The following is a 23,551-nucleotide window of genomic DNA, read 5'->3' on the forward strand; positions in this document are numbered from 1 at the left end:
ATAAAACTTTGGCATGGAAATGGGAAGAGAGCTATAAATGCATTAATAAAATGGTCGACCCTTGTTGAAAATTTAAATATCAAGGTTATGAAAAGAGTAATACTGTTTGTAGGAATAATGGTGGTTGGGCTTTTTGCCGAAGGAGAGATACAGGCTCAGAGGCGAAGTAATGAAAGCCGTAACAACCGAGATAAGGGTAGAGTTGAAAAGCGTGATGACAATCGTGGAAGAAACGATAACCGCAAAAAAGTATACAGTTCTAGAGCAAAAAAGAATGGAAGAACTGAAACCGTTGTAAAGAAAGTGGTAGTCAGAAATAATGGTTATCGTTATTCAGATAATAGAAGAGATAATAGATGGAGAAGAGTCGATAATTCATATTATGACTATGACTTTAGAAACGGAAGGCGAAATGTGGTTTACAGAAATGCCGCACCTAGCAGCAGACATATATGGGTAAATGGTTATTGGGAATACAACAGAAGGCTCAGAAGAGATGTTTGGGTGCCAGGCCATTGGGCAGTTAGACGCGACTATCATAGATGGCAAGAAGGCCGCTACAGTGTTATAGGTGGTGTTCGAGTTTGGGTGCCTGGTGTGTGGATCAGGGTTTTCTAAAATTAGACATTGATAAATGAAAAGAGGCGCCATTGGCGCCTCTTACATTATACGTGAACATGTCTTTCTGCGTGATACGATGATCTGACCAATGCGCCAGATTCTACATATTTAATTCCCCGCTTTAAGCCTTCTTCTTTAAAGAACTCGAATTTATCAGGGTGAACGTATTCAATTACTTCGTGATGCATTTTGGTAGGCTGCAAGTACTGGCCTAAAGTCAAGATGTCTAGCTTTACTTCAGCCAAATCGTCCATTAGTCTGAAAACCTGTTCGTCAGTTTCGCCTAAACCTAACATAGCCCCTGACTTTGAGCGTTTTCCGTATTCCTTAATGCGTTTTAATTCTTCTAAGCTTCTAGCGTATTTGGCCTGTGGACGAACTCTTCTATAAAGTTCTTCAACAGTTTCCATGTTATGCGAAACCACTTCTTGACCTGCATCAATCATTCTATATAATGCATCCCAGTTTCCTTTTACATCAGGAATTAGCGTTTCTATGGTGGTTTCTGGGCTTAGTTTTTTCGTTTCTACTACCGTTTGGTACCAGATTTCAGCACCTCTGTCTTTAAGCTCATCTCGGTTTACCGAAGTAAGGACTGCATGCTTAACTCCCATCAGCTTAATAGCTTCAGCTACTCTTTTAGGCTCCTCGGTGTCATACTCTGGTGGGCGGCCCGTGGCTACTGCACAAAAAGAGCAACTTCTGGTACATACATTACCCAATATCATAAAGGTGGCCGTGCCGGCTCCCCAACATTCACCCATGTTTGGGCAATTGCCACTTTCGCAAATGGTATGAAGTTTATATTGATCAACCAGCTTGCGGACTTTAGCATACTCTTCTCCAATCGGGAGTTTTACACGCAACCAATCCGGTTTTTTTCTTCTGGTTTCTTTTTCTTTGGAAATTACTGGTAGTTCAATCATCCTTTTTTGCTCTGACTAACAATACCACAAAGGTACGTCAAAGGTTCCAAAATGATATGAAAGTAGCTTATCTTCTTTTGCCAAAATAAACTGCAATAAATGCAGCAGAGTAAATACTCTTTCCTTCGGCCTCAGGAAGAATGTCGATTTTACGAGTAAAGGCCTCTATCACAAAACCTGCCTGAATACCAAAAACCCTATTTTTTGTGGAATTGGTCTCAAAGGTCATTGATGTTTTAAGATGAAGTCCTGGAACAATATTCGATTCAAAAAGCCCTTTTAATGGGCTAGAGGTTCCGTTAATGTTATTTACCGAATGTATGTTTGGGTCATACTGTTCTTTTCTACCTCTATAATTTACATAGTAAGGGGTTTCTAAGCCAATTGTAGGGCCTGCGGAAGCCATAGCAGAAACTCTTACGCCCTGTTGTGGTGATTTTTGGAAGAGCACTTTTTCTCTTCCGTAATAAGGGCGAATAGAAATGAGATAATTAGATTTTCCAATAACGAAACTACTTCCTGTAATTGTGGTTTGTCGCGATTCTCTAGGGTGGCGAGTATTGGCCAACTCAATGCCATAGTGCGCTAAATTTTTCTTGTCAAATGAGTTTGAGTGCCTCCAAAACAAAGAGCTTATGAGGCCACTGTTAGAGGCATGTGAGCCACCAAAAACATTTTCAATTTCATAATTCTCGTCTTCGATCCTCGTGTCAAAGCCAAAGCCCGACTGACTAAAACCAGTGTTACAGATAAATAATAACAAGACGACTGTAAAAACTTTGACACTAATTTGCATACTTGGCGTTGTAGCTCTGTTTGAGATTGCTAAATTAACGAAAAAAAATACTGCTTAGTTTATGATTACTGTGAAATCAAAATATACGGGAAACCTAAGTACCGAAGCCGTTCATGTTAAATCTGGAAACGGTATTGTTACTGATGCACCTGTAGATAATAATGGAAAAGGAGAAGCATTTTCACCTACTGACCTTGTGGCGGCTGCATTGGGTAGTTGTATGATGACCGTTATGGCCATTGCTGGAGAGCAAAAGGGTTTAAATATGGAAGGAATGAATGTGGAATCGACAAAGATAATGAGCGCGAACCCTCGTAGAATTTCTGAAATCAAAATGGATTTCTTTTGGGAGAATTGTACGTTGTCTGACAAAGACAGGGAGTGGATAAAGAACATTGGTTTGACATGCCCTGTTGCGCTAAGCTTGCGTGAAGACCTTAAACAATCTATCGAGTTTCATTTTTAAATGGATACTGCATGCTTAGAAATAAAAATGCCTCATTGATTATCAGTGAGGCATTTTTTATGAATTGAAAACCGATTAACTCAGTTTCTTATATTTAATTCTGGTTGGTCCAGTATCTCCCAATCGTTTCTTACGGTTTTCTTCATATTCTGAATATCCACCTTCGAACCAATACACTTGAGAGTTACCTTCGAAAGCTAGAATGTGTGTACAGATTCTATCTAAGAACCACCTATCGTGAGAGATAATTACAGCGCAACCACCAAAGTTATCCAAACCTTCTTCCAATGCTCTTAGTGTATTTACATCAAGGTCGTTGGTAGGTTCATCGAGTAATAAGAGGTTAGCGCCTTGCTTAAGGGTTAGTGCCAAGTGCACTCGGTTTCTCTCTCCACCAGAAAGCTGGCCCACCTTTTTGTTTTGGTCTGTTCCGTTAAAATTGAATTTACTTACGTAGGCCCTAGAGTTCATTTCTTTCCCTCCCAGTGTAATCAATTCATTTCCTCCAGTAATTACTTCCCAAACCGATTTGTTAGGGTCGAGATTATCATGCTCTTGGTCTACATAAGCAATGTCTACTGTAGGCCCAACAATGAATTCTCCTTTGTCTGGTGTTTCTTTTCCCGTAATCATGTTGAAAAGGGTGGTTTTACCAGCACCGTTCGGACCAATAATCCCTACAATACCGCCTTGAGGAAGTGAGAATTCAAGGTTTTCATATAGAAGCTTATCTCCGAAAGCCTTGGCTACATTATGTGCTTCAATCACTTTCGATCCTAACCTTTCTCCTGGCGGAATGTAAAGCTCCAACTTAGCTTCTTTTTCCTTACCCTCCTGACCTAGTAGTTTGTCATAAGCGCTCAAACGTGCCTTGGCTTTGGCCTGTCTTCCTTTAGGCGACATTCTTACCCATTCCAACTCGCGCTGTAAGGTTTTTTGTCTTTTCGATTCAGTTTTTTCTTCACCAGCTAAACGGGTTTGTTTTTGGTCTAGCCACGAAGAATAATTTCCTTTCCATGGAATGCCTTCACCTCGGTCGAGTTCAAGAATCCATCCGGCTACGTTATCAAGGAAATAACGATCGTGAGTAACGGCAATTACGGTTCCTTTATAGCGCTGTAAATATTGCTCAAGCCAATGCACAGATTCAGCATCCAAATGGTTGGTAGGCTCATCGAGTAATAATACATCAGGTTCTTGAATCAATAAGCGGCACAAGGCAACTCTTCTTTTTTCTCCCCCAGAAAGGTTTTTAATTGAAGCATCTGATGGAGGCGTTCTTAATGCATCCATTGCTCTTTCAAGTCTGCTGTCTAAATCCCAAGCGTTGATGTGATCTAGTTTCTCCTGAACTTTTCCTTGCTCTTCAATCAGCTTGTTCATTTTATCTGGATCATCGAGAATTTCAGGGTCAGCGAATTTGGCGTTGATCTCTTCAAACTTGTTCAGTAAATCAACAGTTTCTTTAGCGCCTTCTTCAACTACCTGCTTTACCGTTTTGTTGGGGTCGAGCTGAGGCTCTTGCTCTAGCATTCCCACACTATAACCTGGTGAGAAAACCACTTCGCCTTGGTATTCTGTGTCTACACCAGCAATAATGCGAAGTAGAGAGGATTTTCCCGAACCGTTGAGTCCGAGCACACCAATCTTTGCTCCGTAGAAAAACGAGAGGTAGATATTTTTTAAGACTTGCTTTTGTGGGGGGTAAATCTTGTTGACCCCAGCCATTGAAAAAATAATTTTTTCGTCACTCATAGTCTGTATCGTTCTATTTTGGAGCAAATATGCTAAAAATTCTGCTTGGGAATTTCTCTCTTAGGTTATTTAGCTAATTTCGGGCAAAATTCAATCTTAGCGTTTTGGAAGAAAAAGAATACGGGTTTATCAAAGAAGGCAAGGTTTTCAGAAAAGCATTTCTCGATTATACAGATAAAGTGATCGGGGAAGTGAAAGAAACCGAAGAGGCCGCTATGCTTTATTATACGGAGCGATTTGCTTTAGCGCAGGCCAAAGTTAATGAGGTAGAGGGAAAAATTAATTCAACCGAAAACAAGGGATCCTACCTAATGAAGGTACTTCACCTTAAAGAAACCTTGCATGACTTTGATGCCATTGGCGACTTTGAATCCCTTTATCAAAAATTGAATTTGTTGGAAGAGCAGCTAAATAGCTTTATTCAGCAAAACCGATTAAAGAATCTGGAAATAAAAACGGCACTGTTAGCTGAACTGGAAGAAGCGGTAAAAAGCAGCGAATGGAAATCGGCAACAGCGGAAGTAAAAGAGGTACAGCGCAGATGGATAAAAACTGGCGCAGTTGACGATGCTGAGAAGGAAAGAATAGAAGGAACGTTTAAGTCATTACTTGATGGTTTTTTTGAGAGAAGGACTGCTTTTTATGCCGACCTCGAAAAAATGATGAAAGAAAAAGAAGCCAATTATCTGGATTTCTTAGAAGAAGCAAAAAAGATAAAAGAGATTGAAAGCTATTCTGTTTTGGTTGAAAAAATCAGAACGCTTAAAGAAGAATGGAAAGACTTAGGTAGAATCAAAACTGATGTCCGCACCGATTTTTGGAATCAATTTCAAACGATAATCAAAGGAGCTTTAGCAAAAGCTAAAAAGGAGGGGAAGGCAAAAGGGAACACAGGCAATAAAAAAGAGAATCTAGAGAGTCGTTCTGCTTTTTTGAAAGAGTTGGCTGTTTTGAATGAGAGTATTACCCCAAAAGCCAATGTTAAATCACTTCGAGAGCAATGGAAAAGCTTTGGGCCAGTTGGAAAGGTAGAAATGGAAAAGCTTCAGGCTGAGTTTCTGTTTTTGACAGACCAAATTGCTGAAAAGCAGTTCATAGAAAGCTTACTTCATAAGAAAATTAAGGGTAAGCAAAACGAAGCTGATAAAGAAAGACTTAGGCTAAAAATCATTTACGATTTACTCAACCGAGATAAAAATGAACTTTCCACATTTCAAGAGAATTTGGATAAGTTCAACACGAGTTCGGGGCTTGATAGGCTGATTGGCGGCAAGCTTGAACTCCAAGAAAGAAAGGTGAAAGTAAAAGAAGAGATTTTACGACAGGTTAAAGCTGGCGCATAGCTTTAAAAGTCAGGAGGTTGCGATTCTGAAACGACCTTTTTGTTAATAATAAAATAATTAGGCACATAGGTTTGATTTTTAGAGTTTAATTCATTCTTTTGCACGCCATTAAAAAAGATAAGAAATGTATTGGACACTTGAACTAGCTTCTTACTTGGAAGACGCCCCTTGGCCTGCGACTAAAGATGAATTGATTGACTTTTCAATCAGGTCTGGAGCCCCACTTGAGGTGGTTGAAAACCTCCAAGAATTAGAAGACGATGGTCAGCCTTATGAAAGTATCGAAGAGATATGGCCTGACTATCCAACAAAAGACGATTTCTTTTTTAACGAAGATGAATATTGAAAATCAACCCCGGTAATTCGGGGTTTTTTTTGCTTCATACTTTTTAGCCACTTGAAAAATTAGGTAGGCTTTTCCTTCTAGATGATAATCGCTGAGATTACGATTGATAATTCTTATATTTCTAGTCGGTCAGTAAAACCCACATGGGTTCGACCGCACTATTTTTTGAAATAAAAAGAAATTGAATGAATCTAAACCTAAAGTCTAAGGAACAACGAACTTATGATGCCATAGTGGTTGGGTCTGGTGTAAGTGGAGGTTGGGCTGCAAAAGAACTCAGTGAAAAAGGCCTTAAAACTGTTGTAATAGAACGTGGCCGAAAAATTGAACACATTAAGGACTATCACACTGCCAATATGGATACTTGGGATCTTCCTAACCGCGGTAGAACCAATCCAGAAATTATTGAGAAGGATTACCCTAAACAAGATAGGACAGGCTATACTACCAATGTAGCCCATCGTCATTTCTTTGTCAAAGATTCAGAACACCCATACCAAGAAGAAAACACGCGTTTCGACTGGATGAGAGGCTACCACTTGGGTGGGCGGTCTATTACTTGGGGGCGCCAAAGTTACCGCTTGAGCGATATAGATTTTGAAGCCAATATTAAAGATGGCTTTGGGGTAGATTGGCCAGTTCGGTACAAAGACATTAAACCTTGGTATGATTATGTAGAACGGTACATTGGCGTAAGTGGCGAGAAACGTGGGTTTAAGCAATTGCCTGATGGAGAGTTTCTTCCCCCAATGGAAATGAACTGTGTGGAAAAAGATTTCCAGAAAGCGGTAGAAAGCAAATGGAACAACCGCTGGGTTACAGTAGGACGAACAGCACATCTTACTGAAGCGCTAAACGTTAATCAGCCCGACCATAAGAACCCAGGAGCTAGGAGCCAATGTTTGATGCGAAACCGCTGTATGCGCGGTTGTCCGTATGGAGGTTATTTTTCTAGCCTTTCGTCTACTTTGCCTGCTGGTGTGGCTTCAGGAAACCTCACTGTAATTACCGATCAAATTGTGAGCGAGGTGATTTATGATGATAAAACCGGAAAAGCTACTGGAGTAAGGGTTATTGACCAAAACACTAAGGAGCAAACAGAATTTTATGCGAAAGTCATTTTTTTATGTGCTTCGGCCATTGCTTCGACAGCCATTTTAATGCAATCGAAAAGCGAGCGTTTCCCCAATGGCCTAGGAAATGATAGCGGAGAATTAGGCCATAACATTATGGACCACCACCTTGGTGTTGGAGCAAGCGCAATGGTAGAAGGCTATGAAGATAAATATTACAAAGGCAGAAGGCCGAATGGGCTTTATATTCCTCGGTTTAGAAATTTGGGAGGAAGTTCTGATGTTAAAAACTTCGTTAGAGGCTATGGGTATCAAGGCAGTGCTTCTCGCCAAGGTTGGGGCAGAAACATTGCTGAAATGAACAATAAAAGAGTTGGAGGACCGGTAAAAGATGCTTGGATGACGCCAGGAGGCTGGACGATTGGCTTTATGGGCTTTGGCGAAACGCTTCCGCAGCATAAAAACCATATGAGATTAGATTATGAAAACCTCGATGCTTGGGGTTTACCACAAGTGATTTTTGATGCGGGTAATTTTCATGAAAACGAATACGAAATGCGAAAAGACATGGCGGCCTCAGGCGCTGAAATGTTAGAAGCAGCAGGCTTTAAAAATGTAAGCACCTATGACAACGGGCCAAATATGGGCTTGGGGATTCATGAAATGGGAACAGCAAGAATGGGGCACGACCCTAAAACTTCGGTACTGAATAAGTGGAATCAGATTCATGCGTGTAAGAACGTTTTTGTTACCGATGGCTCTTTCATGACCTCATCAGCATGCCATAATCCATCTTTAGGCTATATGGCTTTTTCGGCTAGGGCCGCCAATTACGCTGCAGATCAAATTCAAAAAGGAAATTTATAAACCATGGAAAGAAGAGACGCATTAAAAAACTTAGGATTCGGATCGATGGCTTTGTTTACCTCTACGGTTTTTCTTGGCGCATTGCAAGGTTGTTCTTCTGCCGTTGAGCTAGATTGGAAACCGGTGTACCTAAGCCCCGAAGAGGCAAGCCAATTGGGGAAGGTTTGTGAAGGAATTATGCCCAAAACGAGTACGCCAGGCGCTATTGAAGCCGGAGTGCCAAGTCACTTGGATTCAGCTTTAGCCAATATTTACAGAAACCGTGAAGCGGAATATTTCAAGAGAGGACTCAATGTTTTTGTGGCTAATTTTAACGCAAATCAGGAGGTGAGTTTTGATAAGGCAACCACCGAACAAATGGCGGAGGCTATTAATAGCTACTTTGACAAGTATGAGGCTGACAAGGATATTCTGAGAAACTACCGAGCTGAATTCAGAAAAGAAGGAGAGAAAGACGATGTGTTTGTGGAAACTTACTTTGTGACGAACGTGGTGGATTCTACCATTTGGAGTTATTTTTCTTCAGAATTAGTAGGGAAAGAAGTGATGGCATATGATCCTATTCCTGGTAAATATGAAGGCTGTATTCCTTACGAACCCGGTCAAAAGGCTTGGTCGAATGTTTAAGAATTTAATTCCGCTCTTTTTGGGGCGGAATTTTTTATTCCATTAAAGCTCGATCACCTCGTTTTGAATCGCCCATTTTACAAGGCCGACTGAGTTTTTAAGCTCTAACTTCAGCATAATATTTCCTCGGTGACTTTCTACGGTGTGGGTGCTGATGGATAGTTCGTCTGCAATTTCTGCAGTGGTTTTTTCTTGACATATCAGTTGAATAATCTGGATTTCGCGCTTGGTGAGTAAGTCTTTTTTTGAAAAACTGCTCGATGTTTTTTTATTATCCGCATCAAAAAAGGTAGACATCAGCATAGGGTCGAAGAAATTTCGTCCCTGCATTACTTCCGATATGGCTGTTAGAATATTGGCTTTGCTCGAATTCTTGAGCAGAAAGCCAAATGCTCCGTTTTTAATCATTCGCTTGGCCAGCCTCGGGTTGTCGTGCATGCTCAATGCAATTACCCTAATGTTTGGGTAGTTTTTACTCAGGTATGCCGTGCATTCCAAACCGTCCATTTCAGGCATGTTGATGTCCATCAATATTAAGTCAACAGGCTGAGATTCTACTTTAGAAATCACTTCTTTTCCGTTCGATGCGCCTCCTATAAATTCAAGATGCTCGGTAGTGCTAATGATGGCCTCTAAGCCATCAATAATTACTTGATGATCGTCTGCTACTAAGATTTTAATTTTATCCATGTTGTAACGGAATATTTATTTTGAAGCTTACGCCATTTCCTTCTGTACTATCAAATGTGAGCTTTCCTTTCAAAATGTCAATTCGAGAAGCGATACTCTTGAGTCCAAGTCCATTCTTAATTTTGGTTTTGTCAAAGCCAACTCCATTGTCTTTGTACTCAATAATATATTCATCTTTGATTTTTTTCATTTCAATTTGAATGCTAGAAGCTTGTGCGTACTTAAGAGTGTTGTTTACTAGCTCTTGAATTACTCGATAAATGAGTACTTCACTAGACTCTTCGAAATCGCCTACTTCATAACTTAACTTTTCTTGAATTTCAATTTGAGATGAAGCCGTTACATTGTCAAAAAGATCGAGCATGGCTTCTTCTAAGCCTAATTTGCTTAAGCTGGCAGGAACCATATTGTGCGAAATTCTGCGTACTTCCGAACAGGCATTATCAATTTGGCCTAGCGAGTTTTGAAAGGCATCTTTGTCTTCTACCTTATCTTCAAAATTACTTAAACGCATTTTTATACTTGTAAGCAGAACACCGATTCCATCATGTAAATCTTTGGCCACACGCTTTCTTTCGTTTTCTTCACCCAAAACCATTGCTCTTAAGTTTTCTAACTTTTTGCGTTGAATGGTTCTTGAAAAAAGGAGGTAACTAATAATCAGAAGCATGATTAAAGCGATGGTAATTCCTCCAAAAATTTTAGCCCTTTGTGTTGCCCAAATGGCTGTTTCTTCTGCTTCATCCAGCTGTTTATCGGTTCTGTAATCTTCAGTGATTTTGGCTACTGATTCTGTTCTTTGTTTTGCTAAAAAACCTACTACGGTGTCGTACCGTAATTTTTGATACGCCAAGGCATTTTTATAATCTTCCAGCCCTTCGTATGCTTTAGAAAGCTGTGAGTAGGCGGCCATGTATTTCTGCCAATCTCCGTTTGAAGCTAACAGCTTAATGTTATTTTCCAATAAAGGAATGGCTTCAGAAAATCGTTGCTCATTAATCATGGCTTGAGCAATGGAGTTTGCCGTGTTGATTTGAGAAACTACCTGATTGGTTTGGTCATAAATGGTTTTGGCCTTAAGAAGAAAATATATGGAGCTATCATTTTGCTTCAATATGTTATAGGCCGTGCCCATCATATAGTTTAGGTTTGCCTGAAAATTGATATCGCTTTTCTGGTTTAATAGCGCGAAACTCTTTCTGTAATTATCGACTGCTTCTCTGCTTTTCCCGGTTCTAAATAAGAAGTTTCCCAAAGAGTAGTGAGATTTATAAAGTTCAGAGGCTAGTCTGTTTTCTTCCCTAATTTTTTTAGCCCGATTGATAAAATCGAGTGATTGGTCGTTTTCTCTAAGCGTTAGGTAAACTCCACCAATATTGTCTAAAATATCGGCCTCTAACCTTATATGTTCCGGTTTTCCTTCTAGTATTCTCAATAAGCCAGTATAAATCAAAACAGCGCTGTCATACTGGCTAGTAACCGTAAAAAATCTGCCTTTTACTTTTTCGAAATGAATTCTGTCTACTTCAGAAAGCGATGTTTTATCTACCTGTTGTAGAAAGTAAAGTGCAGAATCGGTATTGGTTAGTGTAAATATTTCAGCCAATTCAATGGCGGTACTCGGCTGCTTATTTTGGGTGTAATTTTCCTTTAGGCTGTCGGTTTTTTGCGATTGGCCAAAAGAAAGGAAGGGTGTAATCACCATTAAAGCGATTACACCTATGAATATCCTATTTACAAATCTAGACATTAGGCTGTTGGTGGAGGGGGAATGTTAACATCGCACTCTTCTGTAAAGAATTCAGGCGTAAATGCCATTGAAACACCATTAGCCAAAGGCAGTCTGTTATCTCTATTGGCTAAGTTGTATTTTACTTTATCCGATTCGCTAATGTTCATCTTAAACTTAAGGGTTTCACGTCCAAGTTTTACATTGAAGTAATAGGTTGTTCTGATTACGGAATAACCTACTTCTTCCTTAAAATTTGATTTGAAAGTTAGAGTAGAATTAGGTGGCATTTCATCGAAAACATGTCCATTCTCATAGCCATCTTGACTAAATACATCTAGGTTTTTGAAGATGTATAAAAAGTGCATTGGAACATAAACTTCACCACCAATCACAGGTCTGTTTGGAGCGAAAATAATAAAAGGCATATGAGTGATAACATCTTTGGGCAAATCCTTGAATGTTTCCATTTCGTAGCCCATTGGAATTTTAGGTGTTTTCTCAGCTTTCATGTTGTATGGTTTTGGTTGATTTTCAGTGTTTTAGAGCGTTGTTTTGCCAGAAAATATGCCAGTACACTTGATGTACTCACCGACTAAAAACATTCTTGAACCCAATATAAACTTCGTCTAGCGGAAAACCACTAGTTTTTTTTTCAGTCTAAAACCTTGATAGAACCGGGCGGTGGTTTGATGTACTTTGAAATACTAAATCAGAGACCATGCACCACCTAGAACTACGACTGGATTTCACGGCCAGGGAATTCGAGATTATTAACCTTTTGGCTGAGGGAAATAGCGCTAAAGAAATTGCTGATGAATTGTTTGTGTCGGTTGATACAGTTAAAACTCACAGGAAAAATATTCTGAGGAAATCGGAAGCAAGAAACACCACCGATTTGGTAGTGAGGTGTATTAGAAGGGGAATTATACAATAACAATATTATGACTGAGTCTCAATCGATTTTTACGGGAAAGAAAACCAATACTGCCAATGGATCGAAAGAGTTGCGAAAACAACTTGCCCCGTTCGGAAATATTATAAAGACGGTTAACGCCAATTTTGAACTGTTTTTATTAATAACAGTGCTTGTCTCAATCTTGGTGACTTCAATTTTTTAAGAAAACTATTCTTAGTAGTGTGAGAATAGGGAGCCGAGGTGTTTGACAGGACATCCTCAACCAATCAATCAGAGGGCATTTTCTACCGAAGATGCCCTCACTTTTTTTATAGCTCCCTCAACCAAATATTTCGGAACCTCACTGGGTTACCATGGTCTTGCAGAATAATAGCGCCATCGCCATGGGCTGGGTTTTTAGGAAAACCAATGTATTCTGTAGTGCCCAAAAGTCTTTGATGGTTTTGGATTACAACTCCATTATGGATAACGGTTACATATCCATCCGCTACTTTTATTCCGTCTATATTGAATTGAGGAGCTTTGTAGATAATATCGTAAACATTCCATTCGCCTGGGGCTGCAGTAGCATTTACCAACGGTATGCTCTGTTTGTAAATTGAACCAGCCTGCCCATTTGAATAGGTTTTGCTTACATAACTGTCTAAAATTTGCACCTCGTAGCGCTCCTGTAAGAAAACTCCAGAATTCCCTCGGCCTTGGCCTTCACCTACTATTTCAGTAGGAGCACTCCACTCTAGATGTAATTGAATATCGCCAAACGCCTTTTTGGTCATAATGTCACCAGCGCCCCTTGCTACTTCCATGTAACCGTTTTCTACTTTCCAGCCTGCTGGTTTATCTTCGTTGCGAGACTTCCATGCATTGAGGTTTGAGCCATCAAAAAGCACAATGGCATCGGAAGGAGCGCCTCCATTTTTTGCAGGGTTTACTTTTTGTGGAACGGGTTCCCACACTTCTGTGGCTTTTGGGTCGGTGATTTGCGCAGAAGCCGACATTTGTGTCAGTAAAAAGATAATCACTGCAAGGGCTTGTGTTCCTACAAATGCTTTGGTAATCCATTTTTGAGAAAAAGCCAAAATAGGATAAGGAGCGTTGGTTTGGGTTTTTTTCATGTTAGTCTAGACCTAATAGTTTTTTAAATTCTTCATTGCTAATGCCAGCATCAGCAAAGTCATCAAAGTTCTTTTCTGTGGCTTCAATAATAAATTGATCAATGTATTGAGCACCTTCTCTTGCGCCCTGCTCAGGCGATTTTATGCAGCATTCCCATTCTAATACTGCCCAGCCATCATAGCCGTGTTGAGTTAGTTTTGAGAAAATGCTTTGGAAATCTGCTTGTCCATCGCCAATCGAACGGAACCGTCCTGGTCGTTCTCGCCAATCTTGATAGCCGCCATAAACTCCCGATTTTCCTGTTGGATTAAACTCGGCATCTTTTACATGGAACATACCAATGAACTCGTGGTAATGGTCGATGTAAGTCAAGTAATCCAACTGCTGAAGTACAAAATGGGAAGGATCGTAAAGCATTTTAACACGATTGTGTTTGCCAGTAGCCTCGTAAAACATTTCGAAGCTGATGCCATCGTGAAGGTCTTCACCTGCATGCACTTCATAGCAAAGATCGACTCCGTTTTCATCAAAATGATTTAAGATGGGAAGCCATCTGTTGGCCAATTCAGAAAAGCCTTTTTCGATTAAACCAGCAGGACGTTGCGGCCAATTGTAGAAATAAGGCCAAAGCAATGCGCCTGAAAACGAAGCATGAACTTTTAAACCTAAATTCTTAGAAGCGACAGCCGCTTTTTTTACTTGGTCAATCGCCCAAACATTTCGTTGTTTGGCATTCATTCCTTTTGGGGCAAAACCCTTAAAGAGCTCTTCATAGGCAGGGTGAACGGCCACCAATTGCCCTTGCAGGTGAGTAGAGAGTTCACTGACTTCTAAACCATAGTTGGCCAAAGTACCTTTCAGTTCGTCACAATAGGTTTTGCTTTCGGCAGCTTTGTCAAGGTCAATTAAGCGAGCATCCCAAGTAGGAATTTGAACGGCCTTATAGCCTAAACCACTCGCCCATTTCGCAATGCTATCTAAAGAATTGAAAGGGGCTTTATCGTCTGCAAACTGTGCCAAAAAAATGGCGGGTCCTTTAATTGTCTTCATGCTCATCCACTATTTCTGTCCAACTATTTCCGTTTTGGGTAGATTCTAAAACCGCTTCTATAAATTTCATTCCTCTTACGCCATCATGAATCGTAGGGAAAGCACCTTTTTGATATGCCTCAGCTCGAATGGCTTTTGCTGCTCCGTTGTAAATATTGGCCATAGAATCAAAAATTCCTTCTGGGTGGCCAGACGCCATTTTTGTGCTTTCTTTGGCGAAATCACTATTATAAACATGACCCGGTTTGAAAACCTGAACGGGCTTGTCTTCTTGTAAGAAGTAAAGGTAATTGGGGTTTTCTTGCTCCCATTTCAGCGCTCCTTTTCGACCGTAAACCGCAATTTTGAGATTGTTTTCTTCCCCCGTAGCAATCTGACTAGCCCTAACAATACCTCGAATTCCATTTTCAAAACGCAACAAAGCCGTTCCGTCAATATCTAAAGGGTTGTCGTTGTAGAGTGTGCTTAAGTCAGAAAGTACTTTGGTGGTTTTTAAACCTGTGGTGTATTCAATCATGTTGAAAGCGTGTACGCCAATATCGCCCATGCAGCAACTTTGTCCCGCTTTTTCGGGGTCTAATCGCCAAACGCTTTTGCGCTTTTCTTTATCGTGAATCACAGGGTTGATCCAACCTTGGTAATATTGCGCATCTACTTTTTGAATGTCACCAATCATGCCTTCAGCAATCATGGTTTTCATTTGGCGCACCATGGGGTAGCCCGTATAGGTATGCGTTAGGGCAAAAACTACTTTGTGTTTGTTGACCAACTGCTCTAACTCAATGGATTCCGCAGCAGTATTGGTTACTGGTTTTTCGCAAATAACGTGAAAGCCCGCTTGAATTAATTGCTTGGCCATGCTGTAGTGAAGGAAGTTGGGCGTAACAATTACTACTACTTCAATTCTCTCAGGCTTTGGTAAGGCGTTTTCACCCGCAATAAAGTCGTCAATATTTGCATAGCACCTTGACAAATCAAGCCCTAAGGTTTTGGCAAAATCCAGTGCCTTATTATGGTCTCTTTCGAAAGCGCCTCCAACTAGAGTGAAATTTTCACCCATAGCAGCCGCTATTCGATGCGTAAGGCCGATAAAAGAGCTGCTGCCACCCCCAATCATGCCTAGTTTGATTTTGTTTTGACTCATTTTTCTTCGTAGTGTATTTCTTCGTTTTTGAAAGTGGCCGCAAAAATCAAGAATACCAATACGGCAAAGCCTGCTGGCAATAGCCAGATATTCTTCCACTCATGCACATCGCCAACAGTATAGAATTGAGAAATTTGGCCCGCTACCCAAAATCCGATCAACATACCTACGCCATAAGTAGCCAAAGTAATAAGGCCTTGGGCAGAACTTTTGAATTTCTCTCCGGCTTTTGAATCGGTATAAATTTGACCTGAAACAAAGAAGAAGTCGTAGCAAATACCATGTAAGGCAATTCCAGTAATCAGCATGAAAACAAGCTCATCTGCGTTACCAAAAGCAAACAATACATAGCGTAGCGCCCAAGCTAACATACCGAAAAGGAGGGTCTTTTTGATGCCGTATTTTTTAAGGAAAATAGGAAGCAAGAGCATAAACAACACTTCTGAAATTTGGCCAATGGTCATTTTTCCCGTTGGGTTACTTACTCCAATTTCGGCCAGAAACGGATTGGCGTTTTGATAATAGAAGGCCAGTGGAATACAGATAAGCACAGAAGAAAAGAAGAATACAGCGAAGTTCTTATTTGTTAAAAGCTTAAGTGCATCTAGTCCGAGAATTTCTTTTAGTGTGATTTTCTCACCTTTTTCTACACGCGGAGGCGTTTTAGGTAATGTAAAACTGAATACTCCCAAAATGGCCGATGCGATTGCTGTCATAAGAAATGTGTTTTTCAACATACCTTCAGCAATTGCTTCTTGAGAATCCCAAGAAAACACAAAGCTAATTACGAGTCCAGCTAAAACCCACCCAATTGTTCCCCATACTCTAATTCTAGAGAATTGCTTTGAAGGGTCGGTCATAGTTCTAAAGGCCACTGAGTTTACCAAAGCCAATGTGGGCATATATAACACCATATAACCGAGCACATAAGGATAGAATACTTCGAATTCGGTCGTTTCTGCCATTAAATACATCAATACGGCTCCTGCTAAGTGTAATAGGCCTAGAATTTTTTCCGCATTAAAATACCGGTCTGCTATTAAACCGATAATGAAAGGAGCGATAATTGCCCCCCAAGATTGAGTTGAAAAAGCTTGGGCAATTTGGCCATCTGTGGCATTAATATTATTGCCTAAAAAAGTGCCAAGGGTAACAAACCAGCCGCCCCAAATAAAAAATTGTAGAAACATCATAACGCTGAGGCGTGTGGTGATGCCAGAATTGCTTGTATTCATAGTTGGTAAATTAGATTGAGTAGTACAAGGTATTAATCTTTCGATAAATCTTTAATGCTCACTTTCCTGAATTGAATAGGGTGACTTTCGCTTTGTAGCGCGATATAACCCTTGGTCAGTGGTGTGTCATTTATTTTTGCTTCTGGTTTAAAGCCAGTCACCATTCCATCGCCTACAATGGGCTTTGAGTATTGAATGACTGTGTCGCCTTCCACAATATGCGCAATGTATTCATCGCCCATCACCAGCAAGTCAATGCTAACCCATTGGTCGCCATCAAATGTGGGGCCTTCAATGGTTTGGCAATGTCGGGTAATCAGTTTGCCGCCCATTTCTACATGAGTACCAGGAGTGCAAAGGTTGCCGGTTGGACGAGGGCCATTGCCTAAGCCACCTAAAAACTGAGCTTCTAAAGAAATCGGGAAGTCCTGATTCAGGCCCATACTTTCGGCAGATTGAGAGTGGAGCATTACACCGCTGTTTCTGGTGGCCCAACCTTCTCCGCCATTGGCTTGCTCACCAATAAATCGGTATTCGATATGTAATAAATACTTTGAAAATGGCTTTTCATAGAACAGTACGCCATACCGATTATTAAAAGTATCATATTCATCGTAGGCCACGGTAATCATTCCGTCCTCTATCCTAAAAGTATTTCCGAAATTGTCTCCAGCCTCGTAACCTCGGATTTTGGGTGTCCAGCCTGTTAAATCTTTACCGTTGAATAACTCTATCCATTCTTCTTCTTTTTGGCAAGAAGATGCGATGACAATAATGGCGAGTATAAGTGTTAGTTGAAGGTGCTTCACATCGAAAAAATTAAGCCAATAAGTTAATGATTTTCTACACCAATTCAACTGAATATTATGCTTTCAGAATGGCGTTTGCCATAATTAAATCTTCAGCGGTGGTTATTTTGATGTTCTTATAGTCTCCCTCAATCAAATTGATTTTTTCACCCATGTGTTCTAATACTGAGGCATCATCGGTAAATGTGTGGTTTTCTTTTACTTCGAAAGCCTTTTTAATCAGTTGAATCTGAAAAGTTTGAGGGGTTTGAATAAGCTGGAATTGACTTCTGTCGACAACCTTGTTGTTTTCACCTTCGATAAATCGAATGGAGTCTTTCAGCGGAACACTGGTTACGGCATTTCCTTTATCTGCGGCTACTTTGAAAGATTCTTTAATGATTTCGGTAGAAACAAAAGGTCGGACACCATCATGAATCGCTACCAAGCCATTACCGTGAATGGCGTTGAGCCCATTTTTTACAGATTGAAATCGGCTATTGCCACCATTTACAATTTGATGCTTAATAGTGAATTTATGCTTTTCGCAAAGCCCTCTCCAAAATGGTATTTGAATTTCGGGCAGAACCAAAATCAACTTTAAACTTGCAAAGGCCTCAATGTAAGCCTCAATGGTGTGCATCAGAATGGGCTTGCCACCAATCTCAATAAACTGTTTAGGAATATCAGACTTCATTCGGGTACCACTACCCCCAGCTACTATGATGACGTATTTTTGCATGAACGAAATTTACGAAAACGAATTAATTGTTCATTACCTCAGAAATGTTTATCTCTGTATTTATAGACTCATTCAGGGTAGAATTTTGTGAATATGATCTCAGATAAAAAGCTTCGCCAGTTACTTTTAGAGAAAAGGCAGAAGGGCAAATGGCCTTTGCAATTGGTAGTATTTACTCTTGTTTTTGCTTTGGTGTTTGGTGTCGTAGAATATGCTTTCTACGGTTTTACTATGGAAGGTCACACCATTGATGAGTTACTGGCAACCATGGGTAAGGGAGCAGTAGTGGCTTTTCTAATGACAATTATTCGCTTTGGCAGAACCAACTACCAGCTTAATAAATATAAAGTTGAACTCGATACATTCGAAAAACAGCAAACCGAAATCGACAAGCTCTTCTAAAACCAAAAAGCCTTCCCTAGTATAATACCAGAGAAGGCTTTTGTCTAAAACCTAAAGTCTACAAAATCAGATAATCAACATGGCATCGCCATAGCTGAAGAATCTATACCCTTCTTTTTGAGCTACTTTGTAGGCGTTCATTGTTTTTTCATACCCTCCAAAAGCGGCTGCCTGCATTAGCAAAGTAGATTCTGGCAAATGGAAGTTTGTAATCAAAGCGTTACAGATTTTAAATTCATATTCAGGAAAAATGAATTTGTCTGTCCAAGCTTCGTTGGCTTTCAATCGGCCACCAGCAGAAACAGACGATTCTAAAGCACGCATAGATGTTGTTCCTACAGAACATACCCTTTTCTTATTGTCTAAAGCCTTGTTTACCGCATCGGCTGTAGATTGAAGGATAGTATAGTTTTCAGAATCCATTTTGTGTTTGGTAAGGTCTTCAACATCAACCTGACGGAAAGTGCCTAAACCAATATGGAGTGTTATTGAAGCAATGTCAACACCTTTAATTTCTAAGCGCTTCATTACTTGTTTTGTAAAGTGCAAGCCTGCTACTGGAGCCGCTACCGCACCTATATTCTTAGCATATATTGTCTGAAAACGCTCTCTGTCTTCAGGTTCTGTTTCTCTCGGAATAGTTCTAGGAAGCGGTGTTTCGCCTAAAGTGTCGATGGTTTTATAAAACTCTTCATCAGTTCCATCAAAAAGGAAACGAATTGTTCTACCTCTCGAAGTGGTGTTGTCGATTACTTCGGCCACTAATTCGCCCTCGCCAAAATAGAGTTTATTACCTACTCGTATTTTTCTAGCAGGATCTACAAGAACATCCCATAGGTGCATTTCTTGATTAAGCTCTCTAAGCAAGAAAACCTCAATTTTAGCCCCTGTTTTTTCTTTTTGGCCATAAAGACGAGCAGGAAAAACTTTGGTGTCGTTGTTCACCAGCACATCACCTTCGTCAAAATAGTCCACAATATCCTTGAACATCTTGTGCTCAATCTCTCCCGTATCGCGGTGCAAAACCATTAATTTTGATTCGTCTCTGTTTTCGGTAGGATACTTTGCAATCTTATCTTCAGAAAGATCGAATTTAAATGCTGATAACTTCATTCTTTATATACTAGCGTTAATTGCGTTTTTTCAAATAGCTGGCAAAGATAATAATAAATGGCTGAGTGTCATAGGTGAGGACTGTATATAATTACGTAACCGTATATACGACCGAGAAGCAACTAGCTCTTTTTGCTTTTGCTCAAATAGGTCTGGCCATTCAGGCGCACAAATGTCCGATCACTAACAAGAATGATCTTTTTAACCAAAATGCGTTGATAGCTGTTTACTTTTTTCGATTCTTTGCGTTTGTTAAGAAAAACAGAAGTCACTCATTTAAAATAAGCAACACGTGGGAATGTTTTTAAAGCTGCTTGGGGAAAGCATTAGGTTTGCTTGGCAAGTACTGTCGACCAACTTACTTAGAACAATGCTCTCTCTATTGGGGGTCACTATTGGTATCATGCTCATTATTGCGGTGTTTACAGTAGTAGATTCTCTAGAGAAAAATATTAAGGACAGTTTCTCCTTTTTGGGTTCGAATGTAGTGAGTGTAGATAAAATGAGTTTTGTGGAACGTGACCCTAACGTTCCGTTCTATGTCTATTTTAGAAGACCATCAAACACTTATGATGAGTTCGAGTTTTTAAAATCAAATTTAAAGAACGCGAGCCATGTTACCTTTTATGGTACACGAAGTAGCACCATGAAATATAAGAGTAGCAGTATCAATGGGATTAGCATCTTTGGAATTAGCAACGAATACAAGGATGTATATGAAGTTGATATTCTAAATGGACGCTATTTTACTTCTCAGGAGATTGAAGGAGGGCGGAATGTAACTATTATCGGAGATGAAGTGGCAAAATCACTATTCCCTTATGAATCTCCAATTGGTAAGAGCATTACCACTCGCGGTCAGAAATTGGTGGTAATTGGTGTATTGGCCAAGGAAGGGAAAAGCCTTTTGGGTACGCCTAGTAGCGATGAAAGAATTTACATTCCTTATAAAATGTTTACCAAAATGTTTTACGTGGGTAGGTTTGGAGTGAGCCCAACAATTGCTGCGAAGGGTTATGTAGAAGATATTGGCTTAGTTGAACTTCAGAATGAAATGGAGGGAATGCTAAGAAAAGTAAGAGGTTTAAAGCCGAAAGAAGAATCTAATTTTGCGTTAAACAGGCCGGAAGCCATTGCCGATGCTATCGGTCAAGTATTTGATATTGTGGGGTATGCCGGCTGGATTATCGGTGGTTTCTCAATTTTGGTAGGAGGCTTTGGTATTATGAATATTATGTTTGTTTCCGTGCAAGAACGAACCAAAATAATTGGTATTCAGAAGTCATTGGGAGCAAAGAACTATTTTATTCTTTTTCAATTTCTGTTTGAAGCCATTTTCCTCTGTCTGATTGGAGGGGTCACGGGGGTTTTAATTGTCTACCTGCTCACCTTTATTCCAACTGGCGGATTGGAAATTGCTCTAAGCTTTAAAAATATACTGCTTGGCGTAGTGGTGTCGTCTGTTATTGGTGTGGTGTCTGGTATTGTGCCATCTGCTAAAGCAGCTAGATTAGACCCTGTAGAAGCAATGAGGGCTAGTTAACTTCCTGAAAATTGAGATATAAAAAAGGCCGAATTGCAAGATGCAGTTCGGCCTTTTTACTTTTAGTTTTCAGATGTTATTTTTTTGCTGGAGCAGTTTCCTCTATATCTTCACCATTGATTCTGGCTTTAATTTTTCTTTCAAGCTCGTCCATTAACTCCGGATTATCCTCAATTAAGGCTTTAACAGAGTCACGGCCTTGGCCAAGTTTTTCTCCATTATAAGAGAACCAAGAGCCTGCCTTTTTCACAATCTCCATTTCTACGCCTATGTCGATAATCTCACCAGCCTTAGAAATTCCTTGGCCGTACATGATATCGAATTCTACTACCTTAAACGGAGGCGCTACTTTGTTCTTCACTACCTTAACCCTCGTTCTGTTTCCCAGAATATTATCGGCACTTTCTTTAATCTGCCCAATTCTTCTAATATCAAGTCTTACAGAAGCATAGAATTTAAGCGCGTTACCACCCGTAGTCGTTTCTGGGTTTCCAAACATTACTCCAATTTTCTCTCTTAATTGGTTAATGAAAATACAGCAACAGCCTGTTTTGTTAATTGCTCCCGTTAGCTTTCGTAATGCTTGAGACATCAATCTGGCTTGTAGCCCCATTTTGCTATCGCCCATTTCGCCTTCAAGTTCTGCCTTAGGAACCAAAGCGGCCACAGAGTCAATAACAATGATATCTATAGCGCCAGAACGAATAAGGTGTTCAGCAATTTCTAAAGCTTGCTCTCCATTATCTGGCTGCGAAATCAGTAGGTTTTCAGTATCAATGCCTAGCTTTTCAGCATAAACTTTATCAAAAGCATGTTCTGCGTCAATAAAAGCCGCAAGTCCTCCTTTTTTTTGTGCTTCTGCAATGCAGTGCATTGAAAGTGTAGTTTTACCAGACGATTCTGGGCCATATACTTCAACTACTCTACCACGAGGAATTCCTCCAATGCCAAGGGCTATATCTAGCCCCAACGAACCAGTTGAAATAGAAGGTAAATCAACCACTTTTTCATCACTCAGTTTCATTACAGCACCCTTCCCGTATGACTTCTCGAGTTTATCTATGGTTAACTGTAATGCTTTTAATTTTTCAGACTTATCACTCATTATTGATTGGGTATTTTGTTCAGAATAGTTTGTGAAGATAGTGGGAATGCTTTCAATTCACAACCCAACTTTTTAATAAATAAGGCTTATTTTCGTATGATTATTTGGTATGAAGAAGTGGCTAAAAAGGATTGGTTTAGGAGTGATCACATTGATCATCGTTTTTTGTGTATGGAATTTTCAGTTGATCAGATATGGCTTATTTCAATTGAAAGGCCAATTACATGTAGTAAATAACACTGTTCCACTCGATGAATTTATTGAAAATCCACAAACCCCTGACTCCCTTAGGCAGAAGGCACTTTTGGTAAATCAAATTAGGTCTTTCGCTTTCGATTCCCTTGGAATCAATTACTCAGAAAACTATACCGAAATATTCGACCAGCAAGGAAAGGCGTCTATGTATGTGGTTACCGCTTGCGCCCCTTACAGTTTCACACCTAAAACATGGAAGTTCCCAATTGTAGGTAGTTTTCCCTATAAGGGCTTTTTCGACCGACAAAAAGCAGTGGACTTGGCCAATGAAATTAAAGCGAAAGATAGTTTAGATGTTGGTGTGAGAACTGCAGGAGGTTGGTCAACCTTGGGCTGGTTTAAAGATCCCATTCTTTCAAACATGTTAAATCGATCGGAAGGTGATTTGGCCAGTTTATTAATTCATGAACTTACACACGGTACCTTGTTCGTTAAAGACTCGGTTACTTTTAATGAAAACTTAGCCTCGTTTATTGGTGATAGAGGTGCAATAATGTATCTCAGTTCAAAATATGGAAAGAATTCTCCTGAGGTAAGTCAATATCAAAGTGAAATTGCAGACGAAGAACTCTTTAAAGCGTATATTCTAAAGGCTGCAAAAGCGCTTGACTCTCTTTATACTTCCATTAAAGAGTTGCCGGCTTCTGAGAAAAAAGAGCTCAAGAAAAATAAAATTGATCAGATTAGAACCAACTTTGATACACTGGGTTTTAAATCGGAAGTATATAAAGGCTTTTTCGAGACATATGTGCCTAATAACACCTTTTTCATGTCTTATTTAAGGTATAATTCGCAGCAACAAGTGTTGCAAGACGAATTAAATTTGAAGTACAAGGGTGATTTAAAACGTTATCTTGAGTACCTTAAATCAAAGTATCCTTCACTGTAATTAGAGTTTTT

General features: G+C 39.9%; 24 protein-coding genes. 10 read left to right on the forward strand and 14 right to left on the reverse strand.

All coding sequences use genetic code 11. From position 1 onward, the window contains the following. Window positions 1-87 precede the first annotated feature (87 nt). A complete protein-coding gene (locus tag OB69_RS09860; protein WP_053223561.1) occupies window positions 88-618 on the forward strand; it encodes a YXWGXW repeat-containing protein in 531 nt (176 codons plus the stop codon). 47 nt (window positions 619-665) lie between these two features. On the opposite strand, the gene lipA is transcribed toward OB69_RS09860, so the two are convergent. Together lipA and OB69_RS09870 are read right to left on the reverse strand one after the other, a co-directional pair. Beyond that, window positions 666-1,547, reverse strand: coding sequence for a lipoyl synthase (gene lipA, locus OB69_RS09865; protein ID WP_053223562.1), 882 nt, complete (start codon window positions 1,545-1,547; stop codon window positions 666-668). A gap of 67 nt (window positions 1,548-1,614) precedes the next feature. Continuing rightward, entirely contained in the window at window positions 1,615-2,343 is a 729-nt protein-coding gene (locus OB69_RS09870; protein WP_053223563.1) for a hypothetical protein, read from the reverse strand. Between the two features lie 61 nt (window positions 2,344-2,404). On the opposite strand from OB69_RS09870, the gene OB69_RS09875 reads away from it, so the two are divergent. After that, window positions 2,405-2,809: an OsmC family protein gene (locus tag OB69_RS09875; RefSeq protein WP_053223564.1), complete on the forward strand. Its 405-nt coding sequence runs from the start codon at window positions 2,405-2,407 to the stop codon at window positions 2,807-2,809. A 75-nt stretch (window positions 2,810-2,884) separates the two neighbouring features. On the opposite strand, the gene ettA is transcribed toward OB69_RS09875, so the two are convergent. Continuing rightward, a complete protein-coding gene (gene ettA, locus OB69_RS09880) occupies window positions 2,885-4,564 on the reverse strand; it encodes an energy-dependent translational throttle protein EttA (protein ID WP_053223565.1) in 1,680 nt (559 codons plus the stop codon). 104 nt (window positions 4,565-4,668) lie between these two features. Here ettA and OB69_RS09885 point away from each other — a divergent pair, with 104 nt between their 5' ends. The 4 genes from OB69_RS09885 to OB69_RS09900 all read left to right on the forward strand — a co-directional run bounded on the left by OB69_RS09885 (window position 4,669) and on the right by OB69_RS09900 (window position 8,820). Next, a complete protein-coding gene (locus OB69_RS09885) occupies window positions 4,669-5,907 on the forward strand; it encodes a DUF349 domain-containing protein (RefSeq protein ID WP_053223566.1) in 1,239 nt (412 codons plus the stop codon). A gap of 124 nt (window positions 5,908-6,031) precedes the next feature. Next, entirely contained in the window at window positions 6,032-6,253 is a 222-nt protein-coding gene (locus OB69_RS09890) for a DUF2795 domain-containing protein (protein ID WP_015329640.1), read from the forward strand. A gap of 185 nt (window positions 6,254-6,438) precedes the next feature. After that, window positions 6,439-8,193, forward strand: coding sequence for a GMC family oxidoreductase N-terminal domain-containing protein (locus OB69_RS09895; RefSeq protein WP_053223567.1), 1,755 nt, complete (start codon window positions 6,439-6,441; stop codon window positions 8,191-8,193). A 3-nt stretch (window positions 8,194-8,196) separates the two neighbouring features. Beyond that, window positions 8,197-8,820 carry a gluconate 2-dehydrogenase subunit 3 family protein gene (locus tag OB69_RS09900; RefSeq protein ID WP_053223568.1) on the forward strand — a complete coding sequence of 208 codons (624 nt, stop codon included), beginning with the start codon at window positions 8,197-8,199 and terminating at the stop codon, window positions 8,818-8,820. Between the two features lie 42 nt (window positions 8,821-8,862). Here OB69_RS09900 and OB69_RS09905 read toward each other — a convergent pair whose 3' ends face one another. The 3 genes from OB69_RS09905 to OB69_RS09915 are packed head-to-tail and all read right to left on the reverse strand — an operon-like array spanning window position 8,863 to window position 11,751. Next, window positions 8,863-9,510, reverse strand: a complete 648-nt coding sequence (locus OB69_RS09905) for a response regulator (protein ID WP_053223569.1) — start codon at window positions 9,508-9,510, stop codon at window positions 8,863-8,865. After that, a complete protein-coding gene (locus OB69_RS09910; RefSeq protein WP_082338145.1) occupies window positions 9,503-11,260 on the reverse strand; it encodes a tetratricopeptide repeat-containing sensor histidine kinase in 1,758 nt (585 codons plus the stop codon). The genes OB69_RS09905 and OB69_RS09910 overlap by 8 nt, the downstream gene beginning before the upstream one ends. After that, complete coding sequence (locus OB69_RS09915) at window positions 11,260-11,751, reverse strand: hypothetical protein (protein WP_053223571.1); 492 nt, start codon at window positions 11,749-11,751, stop codon at window positions 11,260-11,262. The genes OB69_RS09910 and OB69_RS09915 overlap by 1 nt, the downstream gene beginning before the upstream one ends. A gap of 209 nt (window positions 11,752-11,960) precedes the next feature. Here OB69_RS09915 and OB69_RS09920 point away from each other — a divergent pair, with 209 nt between their 5' ends. Next, window positions 11,961-12,176 (forward strand): response regulator transcription factor, encoded by a 216-nt coding sequence (locus OB69_RS09920; RefSeq protein ID WP_053223572.1) that lies wholly within the window; start codon window positions 11,961-11,963, stop codon window positions 12,174-12,176. A gap of 290 nt (window positions 12,177-12,466) precedes the next feature. Here OB69_RS09920 and OB69_RS09925 read toward each other — a convergent pair whose 3' ends face one another. The 6 genes from OB69_RS09925 to OB69_RS09950 all read right to left on the reverse strand — a co-directional run bounded on the left by OB69_RS09925 (window position 12,467) and on the right by OB69_RS09950 (window position 18,233). Continuing rightward, a complete protein-coding gene (locus tag OB69_RS09925; protein WP_053223845.1) occupies window positions 12,467-13,156 on the reverse strand; it encodes a 3-keto-disaccharide hydrolase in 690 nt (229 codons plus the stop codon). Window positions 13,157-13,274: 118 nt separating this feature from the next. Further along, window positions 13,275-14,324 carry a sugar phosphate isomerase/epimerase family protein gene (locus OB69_RS09930; RefSeq protein ID WP_053223846.1) on the reverse strand — a complete coding sequence of 350 codons (1,050 nt, stop codon included), beginning with the start codon at window positions 14,322-14,324 and terminating at the stop codon, window positions 13,275-13,277. Continuing rightward, on the reverse strand, window positions 14,311-15,468 hold the full coding sequence (locus tag OB69_RS09935; RefSeq protein ID WP_053223573.1) for a Gfo/Idh/MocA family protein: 1,158 nt from the start codon (window positions 15,466-15,468) through the stop codon (window positions 14,311-14,313). The genes OB69_RS09930 and OB69_RS09935 overlap by 14 nt, the downstream gene beginning before the upstream one ends. Then, complete coding sequence (locus tag OB69_RS09940; protein WP_053223574.1) at window positions 15,465-16,703, reverse strand: nucleoside permease; 1,239 nt, start codon at window positions 16,701-16,703, stop codon at window positions 15,465-15,467. Before OB69_RS09940 ends, OB69_RS09935 begins: the two co-directional genes overlap by 4 nt. A gap of 32 nt (window positions 16,704-16,735) precedes the next feature. Continuing rightward, a complete protein-coding gene (locus OB69_RS09945) occupies window positions 16,736-17,512 on the reverse strand; it encodes a 3-keto-disaccharide hydrolase (RefSeq protein ID WP_053223575.1) in 777 nt (258 codons plus the stop codon). Window positions 17,513-17,567: 55 nt separating this feature from the next. Further along, window positions 17,568-18,233: a 2-C-methyl-D-erythritol 4-phosphate cytidylyltransferase gene (locus tag OB69_RS09950; RefSeq protein WP_053223576.1), complete on the reverse strand. Its 666-nt coding sequence runs from the start codon at window positions 18,231-18,233 to the stop codon at window positions 17,568-17,570. Between the two features lie 93 nt (window positions 18,234-18,326). Between OB69_RS09950 and OB69_RS09955 the strand changes: the two genes are divergently transcribed. Continuing rightward, entirely contained in the window at window positions 18,327-18,635 is a 309-nt protein-coding gene (locus OB69_RS09955; RefSeq protein ID WP_053223577.1) for a hypothetical protein, read from the forward strand. A 66-nt stretch (window positions 18,636-18,701) separates the two neighbouring features. Here the strand turns inward: OB69_RS09955 and queA are convergent, their stop codons facing one another. Then, entirely contained in the window at window positions 18,702-19,748 is a 1,047-nt protein-coding gene (queA, locus tag OB69_RS09960; protein ID WP_053223578.1) for a tRNA preQ1(34) S-adenosylmethionine ribosyltransferase-isomerase QueA, read from the reverse strand. 298 nt (window positions 19,749-20,046) lie between these two features. On the opposite strand from queA, the gene OB69_RS09965 reads away from it, so the two are divergent. After that, window positions 20,047-21,291 (forward strand): ABC transporter permease, encoded by a 1,245-nt coding sequence (locus tag OB69_RS09965; protein ID WP_053223579.1) that lies wholly within the window; start codon window positions 20,047-20,049, stop codon window positions 21,289-21,291. Window positions 21,292-21,367: 76 nt separating this feature from the next. On the opposite strand, the gene recA is transcribed toward OB69_RS09965, so the two are convergent. Beyond that, window positions 21,368-22,396 carry a recombinase RecA gene (gene recA / locus OB69_RS09970; RefSeq protein WP_053223580.1) on the reverse strand — a complete coding sequence of 343 codons (1,029 nt, stop codon included), beginning with the start codon at window positions 22,394-22,396 and terminating at the stop codon, window positions 21,368-21,370. A 109-nt stretch (window positions 22,397-22,505) separates the two neighbouring features. Between recA and OB69_RS09975 the strand changes: the two genes are divergently transcribed. After that, a complete protein-coding gene (locus OB69_RS09975; RefSeq protein WP_053223581.1) occupies window positions 22,506-23,540 on the forward strand; it encodes an aminopeptidase in 1,035 nt (344 codons plus the stop codon). The last annotated feature ends 11 nt before the right edge of the window (window positions 23,541-23,551 follow it).

The sequence above is a fragment of the Roseivirga seohaensis subsp. aquiponti genome (assembly GCF_001267955.1).
In the GTDB taxonomy this organism is placed as follows: Bacteria; Bacteroidota; Bacteroidia; order Cytophagales; family Cyclobacteriaceae; genus Roseivirga; species Roseivirga seohaensis.